Annotated in this window: 17 protein-coding genes; 9 read left to right on the top strand and 8 right to left on the bottom strand. The window is 66.7% G+C overall.

The window, feature by feature from the left end; translation table 11 throughout:
- The first annotated feature begins 52 nt into the window (after positions 1-52).
- The 5 genes from IG98_RS0128110 to IG98_RS45410 all read left to right on the top strand — a co-directional run bounded on the left by IG98_RS0128110 (position 53) and on the right by IG98_RS45410 (position 4857).
- Positions 53-427, top strand: a complete 375-nt coding sequence (locus IG98_RS0128110) for a NucA/NucB deoxyribonuclease domain-containing protein (protein ID WP_030918576.1) — start codon at positions 53-55, stop codon at positions 425-427.
- A gap of 66 nt (positions 428-493) precedes the next feature.
- Entirely contained in the window at positions 494-1099 is a 606-nt protein-coding gene (locus IG98_RS0128105; protein ID WP_245651753.1) for a DUF6461 domain-containing protein, read from the top strand.
- A 192-nt stretch (positions 1100-1291) separates the two neighbouring features.
- Positions 1292-2038 (top strand): hypothetical protein, encoded by a 747-nt coding sequence (locus IG98_RS0128095; protein ID WP_157594563.1) that lies wholly within the window; start codon positions 1292-1294, stop codon positions 2036-2038.
- A 226-nt stretch (positions 2039-2264) separates the two neighbouring features.
- Entirely contained in the window at positions 2265-3578 is a 1314-nt protein-coding gene (locus IG98_RS0128090; RefSeq protein ID WP_157594562.1) for an ISAs1 family transposase, read from the top strand.
- A 181-nt stretch (positions 3579-3759) separates the two neighbouring features.
- Positions 3760-4857 (top strand): serine/threonine-protein kinase, encoded by a 1098-nt coding sequence (locus IG98_RS45410; RefSeq protein ID WP_245651752.1) that lies wholly within the window; start codon positions 3760-3762, stop codon positions 4855-4857.
- A 532-nt stretch (positions 4858-5389) separates the two neighbouring features.
- Here IG98_RS45410 and IG98_RS0128080 read toward each other — a convergent pair.
- Positions 5390-6046 carry a TetR/AcrR family transcriptional regulator gene (locus IG98_RS0128080; protein ID WP_084195709.1) on the bottom strand — a complete coding sequence of 219 codons (657 nt, stop codon included), beginning with the start codon at positions 6044-6046 and terminating at the stop codon, positions 5390-5392.
- 182 nt (positions 6047-6228) lie between these two features.
- Here IG98_RS0128080 and IG98_RS0128075 point away from each other — a divergent pair, with 182 nt between their 5' ends.
- The 4 genes from IG98_RS0128075 to IG98_RS0128060 all read left to right on the top strand — a co-directional run bounded on the left by IG98_RS0128075 (position 6229) and on the right by IG98_RS0128060 (position 11898).
- Positions 6229-7464 carry an oxygenase MpaB family protein gene (locus IG98_RS0128075; protein WP_030918559.1) on the top strand — a complete coding sequence of 412 codons (1236 nt, stop codon included), beginning with the start codon at positions 6229-6231 and terminating at the stop codon, positions 7462-7464.
- A 426-nt stretch (positions 7465-7890) separates the two neighbouring features.
- A complete protein-coding gene (locus IG98_RS0128070; RefSeq protein ID WP_030918556.1) occupies positions 7891-9108 on the top strand; it encodes an oxygenase MpaB family protein in 1218 nt (405 codons plus the stop codon).
- On the top strand, positions 9109-11406 hold the full coding sequence (locus IG98_RS0128065; protein ID WP_157594560.1) for a molybdopterin cofactor-binding domain-containing protein: 2298 nt from the start codon (positions 9109-9111) through the stop codon (positions 11404-11406). It begins immediately after the preceding gene.
- A gap of 15 nt (positions 11407-11421) precedes the next feature.
- On the top strand, positions 11422-11898 hold the full coding sequence (locus tag IG98_RS0128060) for a (2Fe-2S)-binding protein (protein WP_030918551.1): 477 nt from the start codon (positions 11422-11424) through the stop codon (positions 11896-11898).
- Between the two features lie 400 nt (positions 11899-12298).
- On the opposite strand, the gene IG98_RS0128055 is transcribed toward IG98_RS0128060, so the two are convergent.
- From IG98_RS0128055 to IG98_RS0128030, 7 genes are all read right to left on the bottom strand, one after another.
- Positions 12299-12958, bottom strand: coding sequence for a class I SAM-dependent methyltransferase (locus tag IG98_RS0128055; RefSeq protein ID WP_030918548.1), 660 nt, complete (start codon positions 12956-12958; stop codon positions 12299-12301).
- Between the two features lie 555 nt (positions 12959-13513).
- Positions 13514-15055 carry a serine/threonine-protein kinase gene (locus IG98_RS0128050; RefSeq protein ID WP_030918545.1) on the bottom strand — a complete coding sequence of 514 codons (1542 nt, stop codon included), beginning with the start codon at positions 15053-15055 and terminating at the stop codon, positions 13514-13516.
- 19 nt (positions 15056-15074) lie between these two features.
- Positions 15075-16961 (bottom strand): N-6 DNA methylase, encoded by a 1887-nt coding sequence (locus IG98_RS0128045; RefSeq protein WP_245651744.1) that lies wholly within the window; start codon positions 16959-16961, stop codon positions 15075-15077.
- Positions 16958-17662 carry a M48 family metallopeptidase gene (locus IG98_RS0128040; RefSeq protein ID WP_211264124.1) on the bottom strand — a complete coding sequence of 235 codons (705 nt, stop codon included), beginning with the start codon at positions 17660-17662 and terminating at the stop codon, positions 16958-16960. The genes IG98_RS0128045 and IG98_RS0128040 overlap by 4 nt, the downstream gene beginning before the upstream one ends.
- A gap of 19 nt (positions 17663-17681) precedes the next feature.
- Positions 17682-20858 (bottom strand): type I restriction endonuclease subunit R, encoded by a 3177-nt coding sequence (locus IG98_RS0128035; protein ID WP_030918534.1) that lies wholly within the window; start codon positions 20856-20858, stop codon positions 17682-17684.
- A gap of 96 nt (positions 20859-20954) precedes the next feature.
- Positions 20955-22172 carry a restriction endonuclease subunit S gene (locus IG98_RS49135; RefSeq protein ID WP_084195708.1) on the bottom strand — a complete coding sequence of 406 codons (1218 nt, stop codon included), beginning with the start codon at positions 22170-22172 and terminating at the stop codon, positions 20955-20957.
- Positions 22165-24618, bottom strand: a complete 2454-nt coding sequence (locus IG98_RS0128030) for a type I restriction-modification system subunit M (RefSeq protein ID WP_030918530.1) — start codon at positions 24616-24618, stop codon at positions 22165-22167. The genes IG98_RS49135 and IG98_RS0128030 overlap by 8 nt, the downstream gene beginning before the upstream one ends.
- Positions 24619-24892: the final 274 nt, after the last annotated feature.

The raw sequence follows: 24892 nt of genomic DNA, 5'->3' as shown, positions 1-24892 counted from the left end.
GCCCATCACCAAGAACTTCCCCGGCAACTACGACGTGATACCCAGGCCCCCCTTGACCAGGCGGGCGAACAGCGAGCTCGCCCCCGACGGCGTGCTGCTGAACGGGAAGAACCGCACCCAGATGACCTGGTACTGCCCGAACCTCAGCGGGAACGGCCCGGGCAAGCAGTGCGATGAGTATCTGTTCCGCTCCACCTTCCAAGCGCTCGGCGTCGAGGGCAAAATGGTCAACAATGTCTGGACGCCTACGTTCAACGCCTCACTTCGCATGGTGAGCGAGGCGCACAACGGAGCCGCCGGTTTCGATCTGGGAGCTTTCTACTCCCGTTATCGCGTCTTCACTTCGAGCTCCCGTGAAGGCGGCGCGGGCAACTGGCCGTCCAATGCCTTCTGGGTCAGAATCCGCGCGGGCGCGCCACCGTCATAACTCCACAGTCAGGAGGGGGCGTCTCCAGGATGCCCCTCCTGGCGCACCTACAATCGAGAGGTGATCATGCGGTCGCCGACGTACCTGCACGACCTTCTGGTCTCGACTCTCTTCAACGATGAACTCGATCACGACATGGATCTGTGGTCGCTGGGATTCAGCGCCCTTTGGATCAAGGGAGCGGATCTCGACACCCTCGCTCAGGCCTTCTCCTTGGACCTTTCCACCCGCGTCCCGAGCCACTTGAGCGAAATCCTCGACCACAACGGCGACGACGGTTCTCTCTGGGTAGCCGAGGCCGGAGGTTGGACGGGCATCCTGCCGGCACGTTCAGACGATGCTTTCCTGCTGTCGCTGACCGAAGGAGGCCATCACGCCCTCCGCTTCAGCATGGACATCAACGGCCATGACCGCTTCAAGTACATCCGGGACGGGGACACCATCGTCTCTTTCCGACCCACCTGGCCCGACTCCAAGCACGGCAGCGACCCGCACGCGCTCGATCACCTGATGGATGGGCTGCGCTTCCAGGTCAGTGAAGAGGACAACCCCGTGGAAGAGGACGAGAGCATCAGCTCGGCCCTGGCGTTGATCGGCCGCATAACGGAAACAGACATGGCCGCTGACTGGCTTGAGGCGGTGCACTCTCGCATTGGACTGACCCGAAGGTAACGGGGTTAGGGCTTGCAGAGGAATAACTCGTAGCCTTCAGGGATATCGTGACTTTTCTGTCCGCTGATCAAGAGTTCCACGTGACCGCTGTCAACGGTGAAGGTCCGCGACGCCTCCCAGCGCAACGCCACTTCGCTCTCGTCATAGGGGTAGACCACTGCCCGCATTCGCTGATCTGCGCTGGATGGCAGAATGAAGCGCGACGTACGGCCCAGGGGAGTGGAACACGTGACAATGCTCTATTCCCCAGTTTCGGATTTCTGTACCGTGTTCACCACCCACGACGACATCGGGACTGTCGCGTCGCTGATCGGTGCAGTCCCTCTGACGGTGGACTACCGTACCGAAAAGGCTTACAACGAGAGCACCGTCACCATCATGCGCTGGGGTGATGGGATCCTGGTCACACATCCCTACTACAGCCCCCTAGGTGCCCGCCAGGAGGTCATGAGGGCCCTGTCCCGCGATGGCCACCTGGCCGTCTGCTTGACGTGGGGACTCTCGATCGCCCCGTGGTCGAAAACCCACTCCAGGATGGATCCGTGGCGCTCAGCGGGGGCATTATTCGCGTACTTCGCCTACGCCTCCAACGGGAGACTGGAGGTCGGGTTCGACCCTGACGACTTCGACAAGGCCGACCCGGCCGCCCGGTGCGGCTGGAATACCGGGGCGGTCGACGCCTACCTGCATGACCTGGACTTCAGCCCGCTCATGGTCGAGACGCAGCAGCCGTCCGAGAGGGGTTCGGGACAGAGTCGGGGCGCCGTTTCCCGGCACGAGGACGCCTGCATCACCATGCTGGAGCGCATCGCCAGCGCTGTCTTTCCGGCCGATCACAAGCGGCCGGACGGGCCTCATGTCGGCTTCACCATCGCCAGGCCGCTCCCGGCCATGAGTGACGCCGAGTTCGCCCACTTCATGGGTCCAGCGCTGAGTTGAGGCTCGCGTCGTCGGCTTCATGCAACCGATGAAGGCGGCGACGCCTCTCTTAGTAATGCGGTGTCAGCTTACGGCTGAGACCCCTTAGCTGGGCAGGGCCCCGGCGTTCTCGGGTTCTGATGCGGTATGGCGACGTTGAGCGTTTGGCCAGGTGGAAGGCGAAAGAGCGCGACTTCTGCTGATCTTTCAGGTCTCTAATCCTAAGATCGCCGCAGGAGTCGCGCTCGTGTCCCCATCTTCCCTGACCGGCTCTCCTTCCGCGGCCGCTCTTGACCAGCTCGCTGACCTGGCGTTGCGGGAAGCCGAACTGACGGCCGATCCGGTCGCGATGGAATCGGCGTTGATGCGCTGGTTGGCGACGGTGCCCGATCAGCGCTCGGGCTGCGGGCTGCGGCATCGACTGACGGCCATCTTGACGTTGACCGCGTGCGCGACGCTCGTCGTCGGTGGTGACAGCGTCGCGGCGATCCGGCAGTGGGCCGCCCGGACCTCCCAACAGGTACTGCAGCGGCTGGGCGCCCACCGCGATCCGTTCACCGGCCGGTTCATCGTGCCCAGCGAGCCGACCTTCCGCCGGGTCCTGGCCGGCCTGGACGCCGACGCACTGGACACCGCGATCAGCGGCTATGTGGCCGACGTACTAAGTCAGGCGGCCTCGGTGCCGCAGATCCCCGACATCCCCGGGCCCATCGAGCGTGAGCAGCGCCGCGCAGCCCGACGCCAACTCACCCATCCCGCCCCGGACGGGCTGCCGGCCGGTGCCGTCCTCGACGGCAAGGCCAGCCGAGGAGCCCGGACCGCCAACGGCGGGCGCGTCTTCCTCATCGGGGCGATCAGCCACGAGCACGGCGTGATCCTGGGCCAGGGCCAGGTCACCGACAAACGCGGGGAGGGAACCGCCACCCGCGCCCTGCTGACCCGGCTGGACGTGGCCGAGATGGTGCTGACTTTGGACGCCCTGCGCACCACCAAGGCCACCGCCCGCCTGATCACCCAGCAGTTGAACGCCCACTACATCCTCATTTTGAAGAGCAACCAGCCGCTGGCCCGCGCCGCGGCCCAAGCCCTGCTGAGTGGCCCGGACTCCGAATGGAGCGCGACCACCGCCGTCGAGTGCGATCGTGGGCACGGCCGCACCGAACGCCGCACCATCCGCACCACCGAAGCAGACGACACCCTGTTCCCCGGCGCCCGCCAGGCCTTCCGGCTTCGCCGTGGTGTCGGCGATCTGGACGGTGTCTGGACCAGCAAGGAGATCGTGTACGGCATCACCAGCCTGCCCGCCACCCTGGCCCCACCCGACCACCTCAACCATTACGAACGGGCGCACCGGGGAGTGGAAAACCGTCTCCATTGGGTCAGGGACGTTACCTGCCGGGAGGATAACTCCCAGGTCAGGACGGGAACTGCGCCCAGAGCGCTCGCCGGTTTCAGAAATCTGGCGATCAGCACCGCCCGGCTGGCCGGCCGCGCCAACATCGCCCACGCCCACCGCGACCTCCTCAACCACGATGACGCCTTCGCCGTCTATGCCATCTGATCAACCCGAAGAAGCGCGACATAGCGAATCAACGCCGGGGCCCTGCGTTGACCGGGGAACGACAGAGGGTTCTCATCGGCTTGTCGGCCGGTTCTTCTCATCGATCTGTCACCTCCTTCGACGCACAGCGCGGGACTGTACAGCGTGTGCTGCTTTGTGATCAGCGGTGGGTATCGTGCCGATGGTGACCAATGCGGGCGGTGAACTTATCGGCGGGCGGTACCGGCTTCTCGAGCCGGTCGGGGCCGGTGGGATGGGCCGGGTCTGGCGGGGCCGCGATGAGTTGCTGGATCGCGAGGTGGCGGTCAAGGAGATCGTGTTTCCGCACGGTATGGACGCCAGCGAGCGGGAGGTGTTCGGTAAGCGGGCGATGCGTGAGGCGCGTTCGGCGGCCCGGCTGAATCACCCGGGCATCATCACCGTCTACGACGTGATTACCCGCGACGACGTCCCGGTGATCGTGATGGAGTTCATCCGCGGTCTGTCCCTGCATCAGCAGATAGCCCAGCAGGGGCGGCTGGCCCCAGTCGAGGTGGCGCGGCTCGGCGCGATGATGGTGGAGGCGTTGGGTGAGGCGCACGCGGCGGGGATCGTGCATCGTGATCTGAAGCCGGCCAATGTGCTGCTGATGGGGAACCGGGTAGTCATCACCGACTTCGGGATCGCCAGCTTGGCCGGTGACGTCACGTTGACCGCCTCGGGGATGCTGATCGGCACGCCGGCGTTCATGGCGCCGGAGCAGGCACATGGTCTACCGGTGACCGGGGCGTGTGATCTGTGGTCGCTGGGGGCGACGTTGTATGCCGCGGTCGAGGGCCGCCCGCCGTATGCCGGGACCAATGTGATGGTGATCTTGTCGGCGCTGCTGAGTCAGGAGCCCGCGCCGCCGGTGTATGCCGGCCCGCTGGCGCCGGTGCTGGCCGGGCTGCTGCGCAAGGATCCGGCCCAGCGCCTCAGCGCCGACCAGGCCGCCCGGGCGCTCACCGCCCTCACCCACCAACCACCCCCATCCCCATCCCCGCGCTCGAACCAGGGCCCGAACCCCGTCACTCGGCCATGGCCTTCCGCCGCGAAAGATCCCGGCGCGGGCTCCGCCGAGCGGTGCCGAGGTGGCGAGACCAAAGGCCTGGACGGCAGTCAGGTGCCCGCTCTTGATCCCACCACCGCTGCGGCAGCGCGGACCGCCGGGGAGGCGGAGTGGCGGCGGATACGAAGCCGTTTCCTACTCCTGGTCCTGGTGCCCATAATCGGCCTAGCGGTGCTGATCTGGTGGTCGTAGTGATGGCGGCTGGGATCACGTTTGAGAAAAAGATCAAGAAATTCTTGATCGGTTGTAGATTCTCAGGACTTACAGCGCTTTGAGCTCGGGTGGACTCGGCTGGTTCTCATCAAGTCGACGTCCAGTTGTTTCCACGTCGGCGATATCTCCCTACCCAGTCCACGGCGCTCCGGGACATGCTTCCCGCCAGCGCTACTCGATGTCTGAGGTGCCTCAAGCCTTCCGGGCAGGCGTCGGCGTCTACAGCTATGAAATGCAGGTCTTCCTGAGTGCTTACACCATAGCGATCACCTTGCATGAGAGCCCGACTGAGGGCACATCGGGGGCACATTGCATCTGCAGGTGGTAGCAGGCAACGTCAAACGACGAAAGCGTTCCTACAGTTCAGGAGCTTGATCGCGAATCCCGTCGCAGGTTGCAGGCAGGCGGAATTAGAACCCGGCCTATAGGCCGACTCGCCCGCCCTTAAACCTCTGACCTGGTGTGGAGCAGAGTGCCTCGCCGCTGCTCCACGATGTGCTCTTCTCGGCGGTCAATCCGGGTGGTCGGTCGGTTCCAGCATGGGCACGAGGAACTGCCGGGCCACCGCGGCCAGTTGCTCGTCGTCGTCGAGGTCGATGATCTGACTGGGGATCGCCAGGAAGGAGGCGGAGATCCGGACCATCAGTTCGGCCACGACGTCGGCGTCCAGGTCCCTTGACACGTTGCCCGCGCGTTGCTCGTGGCGGAGCTGGCCCGCGACGAACTGCCGCACGGTGGCGAGGGTCCGGCCCCCGTCGCTGATCATGGAGGGTACGACCAGATCCGGCTCCGAGGTGATCAGGCCGCCGATCAACGGGTTACGCCGGATGGCGCGCAATGAGCTCACAAAGCCGAGAACCGCCCGATCGGCGGCGGTGTGAGCTTGTTCGATGTCGACGAGGAACTGGTCGAAATACCGGCGGAACTCCCGACGCACCACGTGTTCGACCAGCGCGTCCTTCGTGGCGAACCGCCGGTAGACCGTGATCCGCGAAACCCCGGTCCTGCGGGCCACGTCCTCCATGGTCGACCGCCGGATACCCATGCGGCAGAACTGCTCATACGCCGCATCGAGTATGCGCGAACGGGTCTCGTCCGTGTCGTCAACCTGTTCGACGGCATCAATGTACGCGCGCTCCAACAGTGACTCCGAGTCCGACGGCGCCATGAGCCCGGACAGTGCAGATTCCACGATCACCTCCTGCGCTTGATTCTGCCTCAATCCCTGACAATCGCTGTCACGGTCTTGTGATGTCCGACACCGTGTGCTGTATTGGTGATACTCAGACTCAACTTATGTTTCATCGTATCAGCAATGCTCTCGACCTCACGAGGAGAAGGGACGAAGGCATGGACAAACTCAGCAGGCGCGACATGCTCCGGGCGGGCGGGACGTTGGGCGCATTCGGTGCGCTGAGCATCGCGACCCCCGCGGAGGCGCGCGTGTGGACGTGGTCGCCCAGTGGCTCGGTGGTGGGCACAGGGGCAGGCCTCGATCCGCGATGGGTGTGGGACCCGGAGGCCGACACGCTGGTCGCCTCGCTGATCGACCGGGGTGAGGTGCCCAGGGTCAACACTCTGCTGCGGACCTGGACCAAGAACGGTCAGCCGTTGCCGGCCGGACTGCCGGCGGACCTCAAGGCCTTCATGGAGAAGGCCCGTCAACTGCCGGCCTGGGCCGACCGGGGCAAGATCGCCGCCGCGGCCGACTTCAACGACAGGCGGGGACTCTACACCGGCGTGCTGTACGGCTTCGCCAGCGGCATGATGAGCACGGTCATCCCCAAGGAGGCGCGGGCGGTCTACTACTCGCAGGGCGGTGCGGACATGCAGGACCGCATCTCCAAGACCGCCAAACTCGGGTATGACATCGGGACTCGGAACGCCTACGACGCCGATGGCGAAATGATCGTGACCTGCGTCAAGACCCGGCTGGCGCATGCGGCCGTGCGCCACCTGCTGCCGAAGTCCCCGCACTGGCAGGGGTCCGCCGACGAGGACATTCCGATCAGCCAGGCGGACATGATGGTCACCTGGCACAGCCTGCCCACGACCGTCATGAAGAATCTGCTCGCGTGGAAAGTGCCGATGCCCGCCGCTGACTCCGCGGCCTTCCTGCACACCTGGCAGCTGGCCGCGTACATGCTCGGCATCAAGGAGGAGTACATCCCCGCGTCGTGGGCCGAGGCCAATTCCCAGGCCAAGCAGGTCCTGGACCCCGTGCTGGCCCCGACGCCCGAGGGTATCAAGCTGGCCAACATTCTCCTGGAGCTCGGCGCCACGATCGACGCCGGCCTCCTCACCAAGCGCGTGCTCGGCTCGTTGACGCGCTTCATGCTCGGCGACAAGATCGCCGGGTGGCTGAGTATCCCCAGGTATCCGCTCTGGGACGGGCTTCTCAACACGTTCTGGGGGCCGTTCATCGCCGTCCGCGAAGGCCTGCTCAAGGTGTTCCCGGGGGCGGACAGCACCTACTGGCTCTTTGATGAGCTTCTTCGCAAGGTGCTCCTGGCCTACCTGTCCGGAGCACAGCAGATCAGCATCGAGATTCCGCTGACCAACAACCCGAACTATCCGGACTCCTGATCGGGGCCGCCTGGGCCGGACCCTCGGCCCAGAAGGCCTGGCTTGCTTTCCGCGGGCCGGAAGGCCTAGTGCGGTGTCCACGTACGTTCGCCGGGTTCGACGGCACACCGTCTCAGAGACGACTTCGGCCAGGGCCGTCCCGGACGCCCGGAAAAGGTTCGTGGTCACCGCACTGGGGCCCGGAATCCAGCGGAGTCCGGGCCCCAGGCCTTCTGCCGCGCCCGTTCGAGTTCCCGTATTGACCGGTTTCTGGGTATGCCGAATCTGGTCACGAATACCCAAAACAGGGTCCAACACGTCTGAAAGCTCGCGGCCGGTGACTAGTGCAATGAGATATTCCGATCGGCTCGTCCTCTTGTTGAGATACAAGTAAACCTGATATGTATCATCGTATCATCGGCTCGCGGAACTCAGGAGGAGTCCGGCATGGCGGAGCTGAGCAGGCGCAAGATGCTGATCTCAGGTGGAGCCCTGGGGGCGCTCGGAGCGCTGGGGGTGTCGTTCCCGGCTCGGGCGACGCCCTGGACCTGGGCGCCGGGCGGTTCGGTCGCGGGTGCCGGCGCCGGCACCGATCCGCGGTGGATATGGGACGAGGAAGCCGACCCGCTGGTCGCCTCGCTGATCGATCGCGGCGCCGTCCCCGAGGTCAACGGCCTGCTGTGGGATTGGACCCGTAACGACCAGCCCCTACCCGCAGGGCTGCCGGCGGACCTGCGGGACTTCATGGAGAGAGCACGCCAACTGCCGTCGTGGGCAAACCAGGGCAAGCTGAACACCGCCGCCGAGTTCAACAAGTCCAGAGGGCTGTACCTCAACCTGCTCAACGGTGTGGGGGGCGGCATGCTGAGCACCGCCATTCCCAAGGAGGCCCTCTCGGTCTACTACTCCAAGGGCGGCGCGGACATGGAGGATCGCGTCGCCAAGACGAGCATCCTGGGATTCGCCGTCGGCGCCCTGAACGCGTACCGGCCCGACGGCTCCTGCGTGGTCGAGGCCGTGAAGACCCGGCTGGTGCACGCGGCGGTACGACACCTACTGCGGCAATCCCCCCACTGGACCGGCGACATCCCGATCAGCCAGGAGGACATGCTGGTCACCTGGCACACCTTGCCGACCTTCGCCATGCGCAAGATGCTCGAATGGAAGGTCCCGATCAGCGCCGCCCACTCCGAGGCGTACCTGCACGTGTGGCAGGTGACCGCGCACATGCTCGGCATCAAGGACGAATACATCCCCGCCACCTGGGCCGCGGCCAACGCCCAGTCGGACCAGATCCTGCCCCGGAACATGGGGCCGACCCCCGAAGGCGTGGAACTGACCGACATCCTGCTGGGCCAGCTCGCCGAGCAGACCAGTCCCACAGGCATCAGCCGGCCGCTGTGCAACGCGCTCGCCCGGTACCTGGTCGGCGACCAGGTGTCCGACTGGGACGGCATCAAGCGCGAGCCGGTGTGGGATCTGCTGATCCCCACCCTCTGGCCGAAACTGGTGAGATTCCGCGAAGGTCTCATCCCGCTGCCACTGGTACCCGAGACCGCCTGGGTCCTCGATGAAGCCGTACGGAAGTACATTCTGTTCTATCTCACCAAGGCCCAGGAAACCAAGATCGAGATCCCCACGACCAACCGTCCGGGCCTGAGCTGAATGATGACGGGATCACATGATGGCGGGCTGAACGAGGCCATCGGGCGGCGCCGGTTCCTTGGGTACGTGGTGGCGGCCCCGACCCTGGTGGTCGCCGCCGAACTCGGCCTGACGCCGGCGCCCGATGTCCGGCTGCCTACGCCGGAACTCACGGAACTGCTCGACCTCAACGACATGATGACCGCTGCGGCGCTGCCGACCTCGGGCCTGATCTCGGTCGAGGTCAACCGGGACGGCACGGTGTCGTTCGCGTTGCCGCGGGCCGAGGTGGGGCAGGGCATCACCACCTCGACGGCCATGTTGATCGCCGAGGAAATGGCCGTGCCGCTGGAACGGGTGCGTGTCACGCTGGCCAACGCCCGGCCGGAGCTGGTGTTCAACCAGCTCACCGGCGGGTCGAACACCACCATCGCCACCTATGTCCCGATCCGGGTCGCCGCCGCCATCGCCCGGCTCCGGTTGCTGGCGGCCGCGGCGACCGAACTCGGTTCCGCGGTCACCGATCTGACGCTGAAGGCCGGGGTGATCGCCAATCGCTCCGGTGGCAGCGTCGACATCGGTGCGCTCGCCGAGAAGGCCGCGAGCACGCGCACCCAGCAGGTGTCGGTGGAGCTCACCGCACGCGAGAACTTCACCGTCATCGGCAGACCACACAACCGGATCGACGCGCGGGACGCGGTGACCGGGCGCAAGAAGTTCGCGATGGACCTCGACGTCCCGGACGCGAAGCCGACGATGGTGTGCCGTCCGCCGACCATCAACGGCAAAGTCGGCTCGGTGGCCAACCTCGCCGAGGTCCGCGCCATGCCGGGCGTCACCGATGTCGTGACGATCTCCACCGGGGTGGCAGTGCGCGCCGAGACCTTCGGCCAGTGCATCGACGCCGTACGCGCCCTGCGAGTCTCCTGGAAAGCCGGTACCGCGGAAGGAAAATCCGACGAGACCGTACTCCGGAAACTGGAGGCCGCGGAGCTGCCGCTCGGGCTCAAGCCGCTGACTCCGACCGTCGAAGGCAAGTTCACCTTCTACTTCCGCAGCAACAGCGCGCTGGAACCCAACTGTGCGATCGCCGACGTGCGGGCCGGTCGCGCCGAGATCTGGTCGGCGTTGAAATCGCCGCTCGTCGCCAAGCAGGCCATCGCCGCCAAACTGGGGCTGCCGGTCGGCAGTGTCACCGTGCACGTCACCGAAGGCGGTGGTTCCTTCGGGCGCAAGCTGTTCTTCGACGCCGCGCTGGAAGCCGCCGAGGTGTCCCAGCGGATCGGCAAACCCGTCAAGCTCATGTGGCACCGCGCCGACGACTCCCGCCAGGGCCGCACCCACCCGATGGCCACCTCGCGGGTACGCGCCGCCTACCTCGGCAACACCGTGCTGAGCTACAAGCAGCGGCACACCAGCGTCTCCACGGACCTCGGCCACGGACTCGGTGAGATCATCACCGCCATGGCCGCGAGGCTTCCGGTGGGCGACATCGGCTTCTCCCAGACGTTCTTCCACCTCAGTCAGGCGATGTCCTACAACTTCGGCGCCGGCAGCCAGTTGCTCAGCGAAACCGACAAGAGCTTCAACACCGGCAGCATGCGCAACGTCTACTCACCCGACGTCACCTGTGCCCGGGAGCTCATCGTCGACCAGCTCGCCGCGAGGATGGGCAAGGACCCCTACCGGTTCCGGCACGACTTTCTCCGCGATGACCGCTCCCGGGCGGTGCTGGCGAAGGTGGCCGAGGTCGGCGCCTGGGGGCGGTCGATGCCGGCCGGCACCGCACAGGGCATCGCGTTCCACGCCGAGTACAAGGCCGTCAGCGCCGTACTGGTGGAGATCGACTGCCGGCCCGGAACCGTCAACCGTCCCATCCGCGACGGCGTGGCCGGACCGCGCGTCACCAAGGTGGTGATCGCGGTGGACGTCGGCCTTGCGGTCAACCCGCGAGGTCTGGAAGCACAGATGATGGGCTGCGCCATGGACGGCATCGCGCTGGCCCTGACCTCCAGCCTGCACCTGCGCGACGGGTACTTCCTCGAAGCGAGCTGGGACAACTACTTCTACACCCGGCAGTGGAACACCCCGCCCGAACTCCAGATCGTCGTCATGCCCAGCACCTCGGAGGAGCCCGGCGGCGCCGGGGAGCTGGGCGTCGCCGCGTCGATGGCCGCGGTCGCCTGTGCGTACGGCCGCGCGACCGGGACGATGCCCACCAGCTTCCCGATCAACCACGGCACGCTCTCCTTCACCCCCAAACCGACCGTCCCGCCCATTCCCCCATCCCCGACCGACGGCCTGAACCACGCCCGCTGAAACAAGGAGATCTGAGTGCCTGAGCACACCTTCCGCGTCAACGGCGAGCAGGTCACCGTCAACGTCGCCGGCGACGTGCGCCTGCTGTGGGTCCTGCGCGACATTCTTGGCATCACCGGCCCGAAATACGGTTGCGGCATCAATGTCTGCAAAGCGTGTACCAGCCATATCAACGGCAAAGCAGTCAACCCCTGTGCGATCCCCGTCGCGGATCTCCAGCCGACCGACGAAGTCACCACCATCGAAGGACTTCCGGCCACGGTCGGCAAGGACCTGCACCCCATGCAGCAGGCGTGGCTCGACCACGACGTCGCCCAGTGCGGCTACTGCCAGCCCGGCCAGATCATGGCCGCCGTGGCGCTGGTCCGCCGCGCCGCCGCCGAAGGCCGCGGAATCACCGACGCCGACCTCGACGGCCTCCGCAACATCTGCCGCTGCGGCACCTACTCCCGTATCCGCGAAGCCATCAAAGCCGGCGCCGAGAACATGTGAGGCACACGTGTGCCCGGGGACCCCGGGCACGGCTGTATGTCATGGTAGGTCCTCCCCCTTGAATGGGTCCTGATGAGAGTTGACGGCACTGGCCGCACTGTGCGTGGTGGAGATGCCGAAGGACTGCTGGCCAGACGGCAGTCCACACCCGCGCGCTGATTAGGGTTCCCTCCGCGGGACGGATGACCATAGAGATCCATGGTGGTGGTGATTGACAACCTGATTGGCCGGACGGCGGCGAGGACGAAGGGCTTCGCATTCGACCTCGCCGAGGCCAAACTCGCCCAGCTCTCCGAGCGGATCCGCCGACCGCCACCATCGCCCTCGGCATGCCGGCCTTCGACGAGATCGCCGGCCGCACCGCTACGTCTCTCAGAGCTCCGGCCTGAAAGGCGAACGGCTACGCGAACGCGACGACGGCATATCTCTCGTCCTGGATGGTTCGTCCCCACAGGGTGGGATCAGGCAGTGGCTCGACGCGAGCGGTCTTGACCAGTGGCCGCAGCGCCGCCAGGAGACGCTCCGCCTCGACTCCGCCCATCCACGGCATCGGCTCCGGCCTCCCCTCGTGGGACTCGTCCTCACCCGGTTCGGCCGAGGCCCAGCGCCCCTCGATGAGGACCAAACGCCCGCCGGCACGCAGCAGGCCGATCCACCGGCGCAATGCCTCCTGCGGATCGGGCAGGGTCCACAACAGGTGACGGGAGAGGATCACGTCGAAAGACGTCCCGGCTTGCGTGGGGGGGTTACTCGCGTCACCCACCATCATCGCGGCATCGAAGCCGGCCGCCGTGAGCTTGCGCCGGGCCTGCTCGATCATCAGCGGGGCCAGATCCACCCCGACCGGCCGGTGGCCCTGCTCGGCGAGCACCAGGGACAACGAGCCGGTGCCGCATCCCAGGTCCAAGACGTCGGCGGGCGAGGCGGGCATCCAGGAGCGCAGGCGGTTTGCCCAGGCGGTCTTGACGGCGGGGTCGCGAAGGCCGTGGTCGGCCTCCTCGTCGAAGGAGGCGGCGAAGGCATCCCAGAAAGACGCGATCGAAGCACTGTTCTCGGGCATCGACGGATCATGCCACCCGCCCCCGACGAAACCCGGGCTGTTCCAGAGGCCAGGGCCGAAGCGTTGGTGCCGGATGCGGTATCCGCCCCGCGCAGCCGCCGGGGACGCCGCTACCGGCTCGGCCCGCTGCCGGCGTTATCCCTGCTCGCTGTGCTCGGTGGAGCAACATCTCTGACAAAGATCACCCGGGTCATCGCCGGATATGACCCAGACCTGCGTGCCCGAGCTGGGTTACCCGGCTACCACGGCTGGCCGCCAGCACCTTGGGGCGGCTCCTCGCCTGCCTGGACGGCGACGCTTTCAATGCCGCCACCTGCGGCTACCTTGCTGTGCTCACGGCCGGCGCCCCACCTGCCACCACGAGCAGCCCGCCCTCACACCGGACCCCGCTCGTCGGCGGCCACTACCTGTTTGTCGTCAAGGGCAACCAGTGCGCCGCGAGGCGCTCTGACGCATCCCGCCTTCGCAGGACCGGGGCTACACATCCCGGGCGTCGAGTCCCGGTGGTCTCCATGGTCAAGGACCACGTCGACCATCGCGATGCCTCACGGAAATTCAACCGTCCAGGCCGGTCAGGAGGTCGGCGACGCGGATGGTGGCGCCGTGCTCTGGGCCGTAGAGCCTGGTGAGGTCCTCGCACAGGCTGGTGAGCGTCACTCGGCCTCTGTCCACGGCGCCGACGCTGATTTCCAGTTCGCCGATCTGGCGACGCAACTCCAGGAGCCGCGCGTCGTCCTCGGGGAAGCGGCTTCCCTCGTCCGCCAGCAGCTCACGCATGATGTGCAGCGCGAGCTCGGGGTCACCGGCGTGAACATGGCAGGTCGCCTCCTGCAGCCTGCACTGGGACACCCGTTCGTGGTCGGGCTCTGGTCGCAGGAGCAGATCGTCGGCGATCCGCCGGAACTCCTGGGCCGCGCGACGGTAGTCCTGACCCGTGAGCAGGACATCCGCGAGCTGCCCGCGCAGATCGATCACTTCGGTGTCGACGGCGCCGAGCTTCCGGCTCGCCGCCACGGCGACCCTCGCGAGCAGGCCTGCCGCATCGCCGTACCGCGAATCCCTGACCAGTGACACCGCCTGCCTGCGGGCACGCCCGATGTCACCGCGGCTGAAGTCGTCATCCACCGGGGCGTTGCTCGTGGCGGAAACCGTGGCGGGAACCGTGGGCTGTGCTCCGGCGGTGAGAGTACGGCTGACCGCGTGCGAATACATCCGGCCAGGGCTGGAACCCGGAGCGGTCATGTCACCGAGCGGTCCGGTCCCCGCGAGGTACGGCATGAGCCGATCGTGGACCTCGGCCGCCGTCGCCGGGCGGTCCTCAGGGCGCTTCTCCACCATCGCCAGGATGAGCTCGTCCAGCTCCTTCGGCACGTCTGGCCGGAGTCGCCCGACCGCCGTGGGACGTGCGTTGACATGCTGGTTCATCACGCTGTACTCGGAGGGGCCGGTGAACAGCTGCCGTCCGGTGAGCAGTTCGTGCAGCACGGCGCCCAGCGAATAGACGTCGCTTCGCTCGGTGGGCTGCTCGGTATTGACCTGCTCGGGTGACATGTACGCGGCGGTGCCGAGCTGCTGACCGGTCCTGGTCAGCTTGGTCATCCCAGGGTCCTGCATCAGGGCCAGGCCGAAATCCACCACCTGGATGGAACCGTCCCGGCGCAGCATGAGGTTGGACGGCTTCAGGTCACGGTGCAGGATGCCGAGGCCGTGTGCCGCCGCCAGGACCGCCGCCACCTGGGCGCCGATGGAGGCGACCCAACCCAGCGGGAGCGGCCCGTGCTCGGCGACGACATCGTCGACGCCTGTCCCCTCGACGAACTGCATAACCATGAACAGCCGGTCGCCCAGCATCGGATCCCGGTAGTCGCCGAAGTCGTGCAGCACCGGCGCGCCGGGGTGGGCGAGCCGCGACATGATCTTCGCCTCGTGGGTGAACCTGGCTTCGAGCTCCGGGTCGCGCACCCCGTCGGGGAACCGGATGAACTTGATCGCCACCCGGCGGCCGAGCTTCTCGTCCTGGGCGCCCCAGACCACGCCCATGCCACCCCTGCCCAGGTGGACGGGGTCAAGCCGGTAACGCTTGAGGACGAGGGTCACCCATGCCTCCAGGGGGGGATCACTCGGGACGCAGGCTTCCGTCGAAGAGACCGTCGATGCCGGCCGCCACAAGATTATCGCTGATCTCGCGGAGCGCACGGGTGGCGTCCTCGTAGGCGAGCAACTGGCGGAAGACCACGCCGTACCGGCGTTGCTCGTCGATCGGGAGTCTGGGCAGTCGCGCACGACGGGGATCGAGCCGCATCGAGGAACCGAGCCGGATGCCGGAGCCACCGGCGGCGCGTAGGCAGCCGGCCAGGAAGTGGGGGTCCAGGCGGTCGGGATCGGTGCGGATGAGGAGGAGCTGGGGGCCGAGAACGGCTCCAGACTCGGTCATGACCCGCGGGACCGAACCGCTGCCCGTGACCACCGGCGCGACGACATCGTCGCGCTCCACCCGCACCAGGCCGGGCGCGTCGGCACTGCGACCCGTGGGCGCCCGGCCGAGCAGGAGGTCCTTCGCGGTGAGGACGAGAAGATCGCCGTCGCCGGGAAGCTTGAGCGGGCCCTGAAGGACGGTGACGGCGCCCGCGCGGGCGAGCTCCCCGAGGCTGGACATCGCGGGCTCACGACCCCGGACCGCGGACAGGCGCGGCAGGATGGAGCTCAGCGACCCGGTCAGGGCCATCGCCTTCTCGCGCAGCGCGGTGAAGCTCGACGGACCCGGCTGGTCGAGGACGGCGATTCGCCGGCTGGCCGTCAGATCGACCTCCTCGTCCAGGAGATCGATGATCCGCACGGTGTCGCTGCCTTCGGGCAGGTCCCCGCCATCGCGGAAGGCCTGCCAGGCAGCTTCGGCCAGGGCGAGGTCCTCCCCGGCGTTCACCATCAGCACCTCGGACGGCGGCTGGGCGCCGGGCTCGGGCCTGCGCAGCACCCACAGGTCCGGTGCCCCGCTGGACGCCGGGGTGGCGCCCACGGAGAGTGTGATGATCGCCCGGAGCGCTCCGGTGCGCAGCAGGTTGCCCCGGACCCGGCGGCCGGCCCGGCGGCTCGCGGCGACGCCCGGCATCACGATGACCACCAGGCCGCCCGGCCGGACATGCGCCAGGCAGTGCTGCACCCAGGCCAGCTCCGACTCGCCGCGGGGCGGCAGGCCGTACTCCCAGCGCGGGTCGTTGGCCAGCTCCTCGTAACCCCAGCCGCGCTCGTTGAACGGCGGGTTGCAGACGACCACGTCGGCCTGCTCCCCGGGGAAGGCGTCCGCGCGCAGCGAGTCGCCCGTCTCGACGCGCGAGTCGTGGCCGTGCAGTCTCAACCGGATGCCGGCCAGGCGGGCGGCGCTCTCGTTCACCTCCTGGCCGAGCGTCCGTGCCCCGGCGGAGCTGAGGAGCAGGGTTCCGATCCCGCACGCGGGATCCAGTACGGCACGCCCGGCTGTGTCACCGATGCGGGCCATGAGATCGGCCACGTCCCGGGGTGTGGTCAGCAGCCGGCGGGAGTGCAGGCTCACATAGCGGTCGCAGATGCCGTCGAACGCCGCGACGGGTCCCTCGGCCCGGCCCACCTCGGCGATCGCCTCGACCAGCTCGGCGCTGACGTCCAGGCCGTCGGGAACCGTCGGGGACAGTCGTTTGAACAGCGTCTTCGCGTTGAGTTCCGGGTCCTGCCGTTGGTGCAGGAGCACGGTTCCGGCGAATCCCACGGCGTCGCCGAGCTTCAGGTCGTCGGTGGTGGCTCTCAGCCGCTGCCAGAGCCGCTCGATCGGCGACACCTCCACGTAGCGGTCGTGGCGGCGAAGCCAGGTCTCCACCTCCGCCAGGGAGAACGCCGGACTCGACGCGGTCCCGCCCATGGGCTGGGGGAAGTCGTCGAACCGCTTGCGCCAGTTGCTGACCGCGGCCCGGCCGACATCGGCGAGCCGGGCGATGTCCGCGGCGTTGACCATGACCTCGTCGTGCATCATCGCCCTTTCTCGGGCAACCAAAGATCATTACCGGTACGGCGGAGCCGCTCCCGATGGTCCTCGTGACCGGGAAGCGCCCGCTCGACGATCCGCCAGAACTCGGCACCGTGATCGGCGCGATGGAGATGCGCGAGCTCGTGCACCAGCACATAGTCAATCAAACTCGGCGGAAGCTGCATGGTCGCCCAGTGGATGTTGACCTGGCCGTCGGGTGAGCACGAACCCCACCGGTAGCCGAGCGGTCGCACCCGCAGCCCGGCCGGTTCGGCCCCCATCCGCGCCGTCCAGGGCCGGATCCGCCGGGTCAGCCATCGCGCGCCGACCCGGCGATACCAGTCGACCAGCTCCTTCGCGCCGCCACCCCGGGCCAGCTCCAGCCGCCCGCGGATCAGGCGCACCTCGCCGGAGTCGACGACGCGCAGTCGGTGGGAGCGCCCCAGATAGAGGAACCCCTCACCCGAGACGAACTCCCGCTCCGGCGGGGCCTCGCCGAGATCCCGCTTCTCGGCGAGCTTGCCGTACAGCCATGACCGTTTCGCCTCGACCAGCTTGGTGAGCTCGGCCCGGGAGACCTGCGGGGGAACGGCGGCGGTGACCGAGGCGTCCCGCTCCACGGTGAGCCGCACGCTCTTGCGGCGGTCACTCACCGAGACGGTGACATCGAGGTCACCGACCCGCAGGACTCCAGGAAAATCACTCACGGTCACCAGCATGCCAGCATCAGGCCCCCGGAATATCCGCCTGGTTGTTCCGGATCACGTCACATGCCTTGTCGGCGACCTGGTCCAGCTGGTGAAAGTCTCCCAGATTCCGGGTGACCAGAATCTCGAAGATCTCCTTCCGGAAATCTTCGACATCCGTTCTCTTCTTCCAGAAGTCACGGCGATGGATGGTCCGCGCCGCCGTCTGGTGGATCTCCCGGCAGGCATCGACGAACCGCGGGTCCTCGATGTCCTCGGCGGAGGTGGCCAGTTCGCTCAGCAGCAGGCCGTACAGGGCGCTCTCGGCCGGGCCGAAGCCGTGCGGGTTGTCCCGCCGGTCCTCGTTGATGTCGGTCATCAGTTTCTTGAACGCGAGCAGCTGCTGGTCCCAGTCGTCCTTGAGCTCGACCAGGATCCGCTCAAGCCGCTCGCTGAGCAGCTGGTAGCGGGTCGGGTCCTGGCCGCGGTGCACCTCGATGTGGTGCCGGATGGCGTTCTCCATCTCCGACGCCTTGGTGCGCGAGCCGCCGGTCATCGCCTCGACCCTGGCCGCGAAGTTGGCGGCGGTCAGCTCGATCGGCGGGAGCTGCTGCTCGATGCCGAGCGAGGTGACGTGCTCGTCGATCAGCAGCTTGATCTTCTTGCCGTAGGAGCCGGGGTCGAACTCGCCGCCGTCCACCCGGTAGCGCTTGTTCGAGGTCAGCCTGATCACCATGAACCGCTTGAGGTCCGGCAGGTACGGCTTCGCCGCCGGATCGGGCAGCACCACGTTGACCGTCCGGGCGAACACGGTGAGCTCGGCGCCGAACCGGTCGCGCAGCTGGGGATCGGCCAGCTCCAGCACGCACCCCTCCACGTCGGCCGGATCGTGGAACATCATCCGGAGCCGTTGCATCTGCGGCTCCAGCTTGGCGATCTCGGTCCGCAGGTCGCGCAGCGCCCCCGAGACGTCCCTGCCCTCCTCGTCGTCGAAGTCCTCGTCGGCGTAGACGCGCAGCGCGTCCACCAGGTTCTGCGCCACCCCGCGATAGTCGACCACGTAGCCGTACGGCTTGCCGTCCGCGGTCCGGTTGACCCTGGCCACCGCCTGGAGCAGGTCGTGCATCTCCATCCTGCGGTCCAGGTACATCACCTGCTCGATGGGCGCGTCGAAGCCGGTGAGCAGCATCGACTGGACGATCACGAAGGCGATGTCGTTCTCCCCGAAGGGCAGGGTGAAGCCGTCGATCCTGGCCTTCCGCTTCGCCTCGTCGGTCCACTCCGCGAAGCGTTCCTCGCCCTCCACGTCGCCCTTGGAGATGATCGGCACGAAGTCGATCCGCCGGAGCAGGTCGAGCTGCCCGTGCGCCTTCACCAGCTGGGCCTGGCGCGGTCTCAGCTCCTCCAGCGCGCGGTTCAGCAGGTGCGGCGGAAGGCTCAGCACGTCCCGGACGAGCTCGTCGCGGGCGGCGAGGAGTGCCTCCCGGTAGCGCAGCGTGGTCTCCCGGTCGTGCGCGACCACCTGGGCCTTGAAGCCCTCGGGCAGCACCTTGTCCACGTAGTGGCGGAGCATGTGCTTGGCCTTCACGTCGACGAGCCGCTGGGCGGTCGAGACGGTCCCCTTGGTGGCCCAGCGCTGCTGGAGCTGCTTCCGCTCCTCGACGGTGAGGTCCTCGAACTCCTCCTCGAAGAGCTCGTCCATGTCCTGGCCGTCCTGGAGCGCGCCCTTGACCTTGAAGCCCTCGTAGAGGATTGGCACGATCACGCCGTCCTCCTCGGCCTCGCGGAGCCGGTAGGTGTCGATGAACGAGCCGAACAGCTCCACGCTGGTCTTGCGCTGCCCCTTCTTCGTCATGATCGGCGTGCCGGTGAAGCCGATCCGGGCGGCGTTGGGCAGCGCCTGGCGCAGGTTCGAGCCGAGGGAGGAGGTGTGCGAGCGGTGCACCTCGTCGATCAGCACCACGATCGACTCGTCGGTGTTGACCTCGCCCAGGTCCAGGCGGTTGGCGGGGGAGCCGTTCTGGTTCTTCTGGATCATGACGAAGACCACCCCCGGGCCGCTCCGGCCGAGCAGGGTCCTGGCGCGGGCGCCGCTCTTGGCGGTGTCCACCTTCTCGCCGCTCAGCTGCATGGTCTCGCCGAGCTGGTCCTGGAGCTGGGTCCGGTCGGTGACGACCACGACCTTGTAGTGGGCCAGCTCGTCGGCCGAGCGCAGCCGGCGGATCAGGAAGGTCATGGTGAGGCTCTTGCCGGAGCCCTGGGTGTGCCAGACGATCCCGCCGCGCTCTTTCGGCCTGCCGGTCAGCAGCCGGTGGACGGTCCGCTCCACCGCGCGGAACTGCTGGTACCGAGGGGCGATCTTGACCGTCACCCCGCTGTCCAGGGTCATGAAGGTCACGTAGTTGTGCACGATGTTCAGCAGGTTGGCGCGGTCGAGTACGCCGGCGGCGAGGATCTCCTGCTTGCTGAGCTGCTCCTCGGCCTTGCCCCGTCGCGCGGCGAGCGCCGCCGTGGTGAGCGGGTGCGGGTCACGCCAGGGTACGTAGTGCTCGGGCGCGGCGGTGAACGTGCCCAGCCTGGCGTCCTCACCGCTCGTCACGACCGTCAACTGAACCGAGTGGAAGAGCCTCGGGTTCCCGGTGAGGCCGTCGCTGTAGCGGCGGATCTGGTTCACCGCGGCGCGGAGGTCGCTCCGGGTGGGCGCCTTGCACTCGATGACGACGAGCGGGACGCCGTTCACGAAGAGCACCAGGTCGGGGACGATCTGCTTGCTCCCGCCGGTGCCGGGGACGTCCACCCGGAACTGGTTGATCACGAAGAACTCGTTATTGTCGACGTTCTTCCAGTCGATGAAGTGGATCGTACAGTCCCGGCCGCCGTCCGGCCCCTCCACCGCGACACCCTTGATCAGCAGCTCGGTGACGTAGGTGTTGGCCTCCAGCAGGCCGGCGGCGGGCACCCGGGTCAGCGCGTTGAACGCCTGGCTGATCCGGGTGTCGTCCAGCCATGGCCGGCTCTGGTCGTCAAGATTGATCCGGAGGAGCGCTTCCCGCACCTGCTCCTCAAGAACCACCTCGTTGAAGGAGTCGCGCAGCGAGTCCCGCGCGATGAGAGGCAGGACCGCGCCCTCCTTGGCACCGGCCACGTGCTTCCACCCCATGGCCTTGAGCTGCTCGATAAGCGGACGTTCGACAAGTGCGTACTCGTAGTCGGCCACCGTCCGACTCCCCTCGGTAAACGAACGGACATCGTCACCCCCCGAACACACCACCGCTGTGCCGGGGCGGGGCTTCACGCCCGCCCCGGCACGCGGTCAAAGACTTTCCAGTACGGCTTCCGCCTCAGAAACCCGAACCCGTCCTGTTAGCAGGTCTTCCGTGAGACCTTGCTTGAGCAGCTCCAAGCGCTGCAGACGCGCATCCTCATCGGAAATCCGTTCCTTCCCCGCTTCTGTCATCTCTATGAGATGTCTCTGACTTTCGATCTGCGGAAGCGGGATTGGCATATTCTTCAGTTGGGTCGAGTTAATGCTGGCCAGATTTGTTGTCTGCTTCGCAATGCTGAGGAAGTAGCTCTTTCCGTAATGCGACGAGCAATATGCTGCGAGATACTCAGGAAGTAGACGATTCTTGTCGCAGCGAACGCGGAAGATATGATTCTGGCAGATGCATGGATCAATCCTGGCATCCCACACCGCGCCGCGACCAAGCTTGTCCAAGTCACCGCCCTCGGTTAGAAGCACGTCTCCTGCTTCAAGTAGGTAGCGCTTCGCGTCCGTGCGACTGACGTTTACGCTCTTCATTTCGGACGTGTCGATATATCCGTCCTGGACGTTTGCTACGCGCAGGTAAGGAAGTTCAATCGATCCACCGGTCTCTGTTCCTAGGGTCACACCGCTGGCAATGTTGGCAAGGGTTGCTAGGGGAAAGTCAGCATCAGCCGCCCGGATGATTTTCGTGAGATGGTTATCCATCATTGCTGCTGCGACAATTTTGAGCTTATTGAAAATTTCTCGTTGATTGGCGATTTGAGTATCGAGAGTGTCGAGGATCTCCGCGATCCGCCGCTGCTCAGAATTGGATGGAATGCTGACTTCAATTTTTCTGAAGTCTCTATATCTAACAGCTCCTCGTCGATCAACAGAAGCCTGCTCGTGCACTCCATATTTCGCCAGGAGATCCGGTGACTTCAGGACTCTGAACATATATGGCGGGTAAACATCGTCATGGCAGGAGAAGACCGTGTAGATCGGACTGACACAGGCGACGTCAAAGGCTTCCTGTAAGCCGATCGACCCCTCGGCAAGATGGTTGGTGGCGTAAGCGAACCAACCGCGACGGACGATTTTATAACCGGAAAGGTCGGCGCTGTAAATGGTCCGGTTTTTGAAGTATTCGTCTGACGGGACCAGGCCCTGATACTTGGTGGAAGAGAGGACAGTAATCTTCCGGCGCGTGCTTACCTTCTCAGTGCGCTCTTCGGTGACCTCCCGGAGAGCGACGCGTCTCCACCCATCTGGCAGTTCACGCATATCCCAGCTCCTTGAGATAGTTCTCCAGCCGAGCCGTAGCCGCCTCGCGTTGGGCCTCCAGGTCGCGCAAGGTCACCGCGTACTTGTCCGCCCAAGTCCGAAACGCCGCCTCGGCCAGCCTGCGAGCCGTAGCCGTACGGGACTCCAGGCGGGACGTGAGCTGTGACCGCAGGACGCCGATCACCAGGTCGCGGCGTGCGTCGGCGTCGAGGGTGCCGACGGCCATCCGGAGCCGGGGCAGGAAGTGGTTCTCCAGCGTGCCGACCTTCTTACGCGCGGCGGCCGTGCGCGCCTTGAGGTCCTTCAGTTCGGCCTCGGAGAGCTGGTCCTCGGCGGACTCGTCCGGCTCATCGGCCTCCTCGTCCTCCTCCGAGGGCTTGGCGGTGGCCGCCTTGTACTGGGCGTTCAGCTCGGCGTACGCCGCCTCGGCCGCCTCCAGCTCGGCGAGGTAGTCGGGGATCAGCGCGGGCACGACCCGGTGGTCGCGGGCCTTGCGCTTCTCGGCGGCGAGCCTCTGCTTGTCCCAGTACTCCACCTCCTCCTCGTCCAGCTCGAACACCGACTCGATGGTGGTCAGCCAGCCCTCGACCACGCCCTCGAAGCCGTTCAGCCCGAGGGTCTTGATGTCGTACTGTGCCTCGCCCCACCACGCGGCGACGATGCCGGCCAGCTCGAACCGGTCGAGCACCTTGTTCGGCAGCAGCTCGGTGACGAAGGAGTCGAGCAGCTCGGCCCGTACCTCCATGACCTTGCGGGTGTCGGGCAGCTCGACGAGCCGCTTGCTGTGCCGGGTCCACCACTCGGCGAACGCCTGGCGCAGCCGCTCCTCGGTGGGAGTCGCGAGGGCCGGGATGCGCTCGGCGGTCGCCCGCCACCCCTCGGGCAGGAAGTCGTGGTAGTCGGCGTCCCGCTCGGCGAACAGCGTGGCGGGGTCGATGCCGAACGCCTCGAACAACCCCGCCTTGGCCGCGACCTCGGCCCTGGGGACGCCGCCGTGCAGGTGGGCGCGGACGTCCTGGGGCTCGGGCGGCGGGGTGTTGTCCACGTAGCGGCGGATGTTGAGGTTGAAGTCGTTGGCCCGCAGCTCCTCGACGTCCACCACGCGGGCGAAGCCGGGGATGTCGCGATACTCCTGGTAGGCCGCGACGATCTTCTCGGCGTGCTGCGGGTCGAGATGGTTCTGCGCGCGCCCGGCGGTGAGCTCGCGGTCGGCGTTGATGAACAGCACCTTGCCGCGTCGCTCGGCGGGCCGTGGGTCGGTGCCGCGCAGCACCAGGACGCAGGCCGGGATGCCGGTGCCGTAGAAGAGGTTGGGCGCCAGGCCGATCACCGCCTCCAGGCGGTCGTCCTTGATGATGCCCTCGCGGATGTCCTTCTCCTTGCCGCCGCGGAAGAGCACGCCGTGCGGCATGACCGTGGCGCCGACACCGTCGGGGGTGAGGACGGCCAGCACGTGCTGGGCGAACATGAGGTCCGCCTTCTTGCCGGTCTCCGGCGCGTAGCCGTACTTGAAGCGCTCCGGGTGCCTCATGTCGGCGGCCGAGTAGTTCAGTGAGAAGGGCGGGTTGGTGAGCACCCGGTCGAAGCGGGCGAGCTCTCCGTCCTCCAGGTGCCGGGGGTCGGCGAGGGTGTCCTCGTTCTCCAGGTCGGCGTTGAGCACGCCGTGCAGGATCATGTTCATCTTGGAGACGGCCCAGGTGGTGCCCGCGGTCTCCTGGCCGGCCAGGGTCAGGTCGCGGGAGTCGAGGCCGTGCTCGTCGATGTACTCCTTGGCGTGGATGAGCATGCCGCCCGAGCCGGAGCACGGATCGTAGACGCGCATGCCGGGCCTCGGCTTGACCAGGCGGACCATCATCCGGACCACCCCGCGCGGGGTGTAGAACTCGCCGCCCTTCTTGCCCGCCGAGTCGGCGAACTGCGCGATCAGGTACTCATAGGCCGCGCCGAGCAGGTCGGGGAACTCGAAGTCCTCGTTGCGCAGCCGTACCCGGTGGAAGTGGTCGACGAGCTGTTGCAGCCGCTTGTCGGAGATGGTGGACTGGCCGACCTTGCGCATGAAGTCGATGTGCTCCAGCACGCCTTCGAGGGAGGTGGAGTTGTGGTTCGCCAGCCCCTCCAGCGCCTTGTTGAGCAGGTTGCCGACGTTCTTCTCCCGGGAGTGGTCCTTGATGTGCCGCCAGCTGGACTCCTGGGGGACGTAGAAGCTCTCGCCCCGGTAGAAGGCCGGTGCGGCGGCCATCCGCTCGGCTTCCTCCGGACTCCTGCCCTGGGTGAGCCACTTCTGGACGAGCTCCTCGCGGACCACGTCGAACTGGTCGGACGCCCGCTTCAGGAAGAGCATCCCGAAGATGTACTCCTTGAACTCCGAGGCGTCCATCTTGCCGCGGAGAATATCGGCCGCTCCGAACAGATGCCGCTCAAGCTGCGGCAACGTCAGCTTCGCCACGGGGGGTGGCCCTTCTGTATTGATGGGGGGGACATCCGGCTCGGGGGCACAGGCGTCTTATCGACGGATGCGCACCTATTCGACGGCGATGCCGCCGGCCGTTGACGGCAATGCTAACACCAAGAGATGGTTATATCCATACCATCAATAATCGCTGTGTGTAGAATTCACAGTCAACGATGAGGCCCCTGTGACGCATGACCGTGCTACCGGTCCTTGCCCCGGTGCTCCGTCAGGCCGAGTAGAGCATGGCTGAGCCCTTCGCCGGGGGCCC

The sequence above is a fragment of the Streptosporangium amethystogenes genome (assembly GCF_000721075.1).
In the GTDB taxonomy this organism is placed as follows: Bacteria; Actinomycetota; Actinomycetes; order Streptosporangiales; family Streptosporangiaceae; genus Streptosporangium; species Streptosporangium amethystogenes.
This window is presented reverse-complemented; position numbering and strand designations above follow the sequence as displayed.

Bases quoted from the DNA above. Each gene is read 5' to 3' on its own strand.
- IG98_RS0128105 (WP_245651753.1), top strand. From the start codon at position 494: ATGCGGTCGCCGACGTACCTGCACGACCTTCTGGTCTCGACTCTCTTC.
- IG98_RS0128095 (WP_157594563.1), top strand. From the start codon at position 1,292: ATGAAGCGCGACGTACGGCCCAGGGGAGTGGAACACGTGACAATGCTC.
- IG98_RS45410 (WP_245651752.1), top strand. From the start codon at position 3,760: ATGGTGACCAATGCGGGCGGTGAACTTATCGGCGGGCGGTACCGGCTT.
- IG98_RS0128080 (WP_084195709.1), bottom strand. From the start codon at position 6,046: ATGGCGCCGTCGGACTCGGAGTCACTGTTGGAGCGCGCGTACATTGAT.
- IG98_RS0128075 (WP_030918559.1), top strand. From the start codon at position 6,229: ATGGACAAACTCAGCAGGCGCGACATGCTCCGGGCGGGCGGGACGTTG.
- IG98_RS0128070 (WP_030918556.1), top strand. From the start codon at position 7,891: ATGGCGGAGCTGAGCAGGCGCAAGATGCTGATCTCAGGTGGAGCCCTG.
- IG98_RS0128065 (WP_157594560.1), top strand. From the start codon at position 9,109: ATGATGACGGGATCACATGATGGCGGGCTGAACGAGGCCATCGGGCGG.
- IG98_RS0128055 (WP_030918548.1), bottom strand. From the start codon at position 12,958: ATGCCCGAGAACAGTGCTTCGATCGCGTCTTTCTGGGATGCCTTCGCC.
- IG98_RS0128045 (WP_245651744.1), bottom strand. From the start codon at position 16,961: ATGATGCACGACGAGGTCATGGTCAACGCCGCGGACATCGCCCGGCTC.
- IG98_RS49135 (WP_084195708.1), bottom strand. From the start codon at position 22,172: ATGCGTGAACTGCCAGATGGGTGGAGACGCGTCGCTCTCCGGGAGGTC.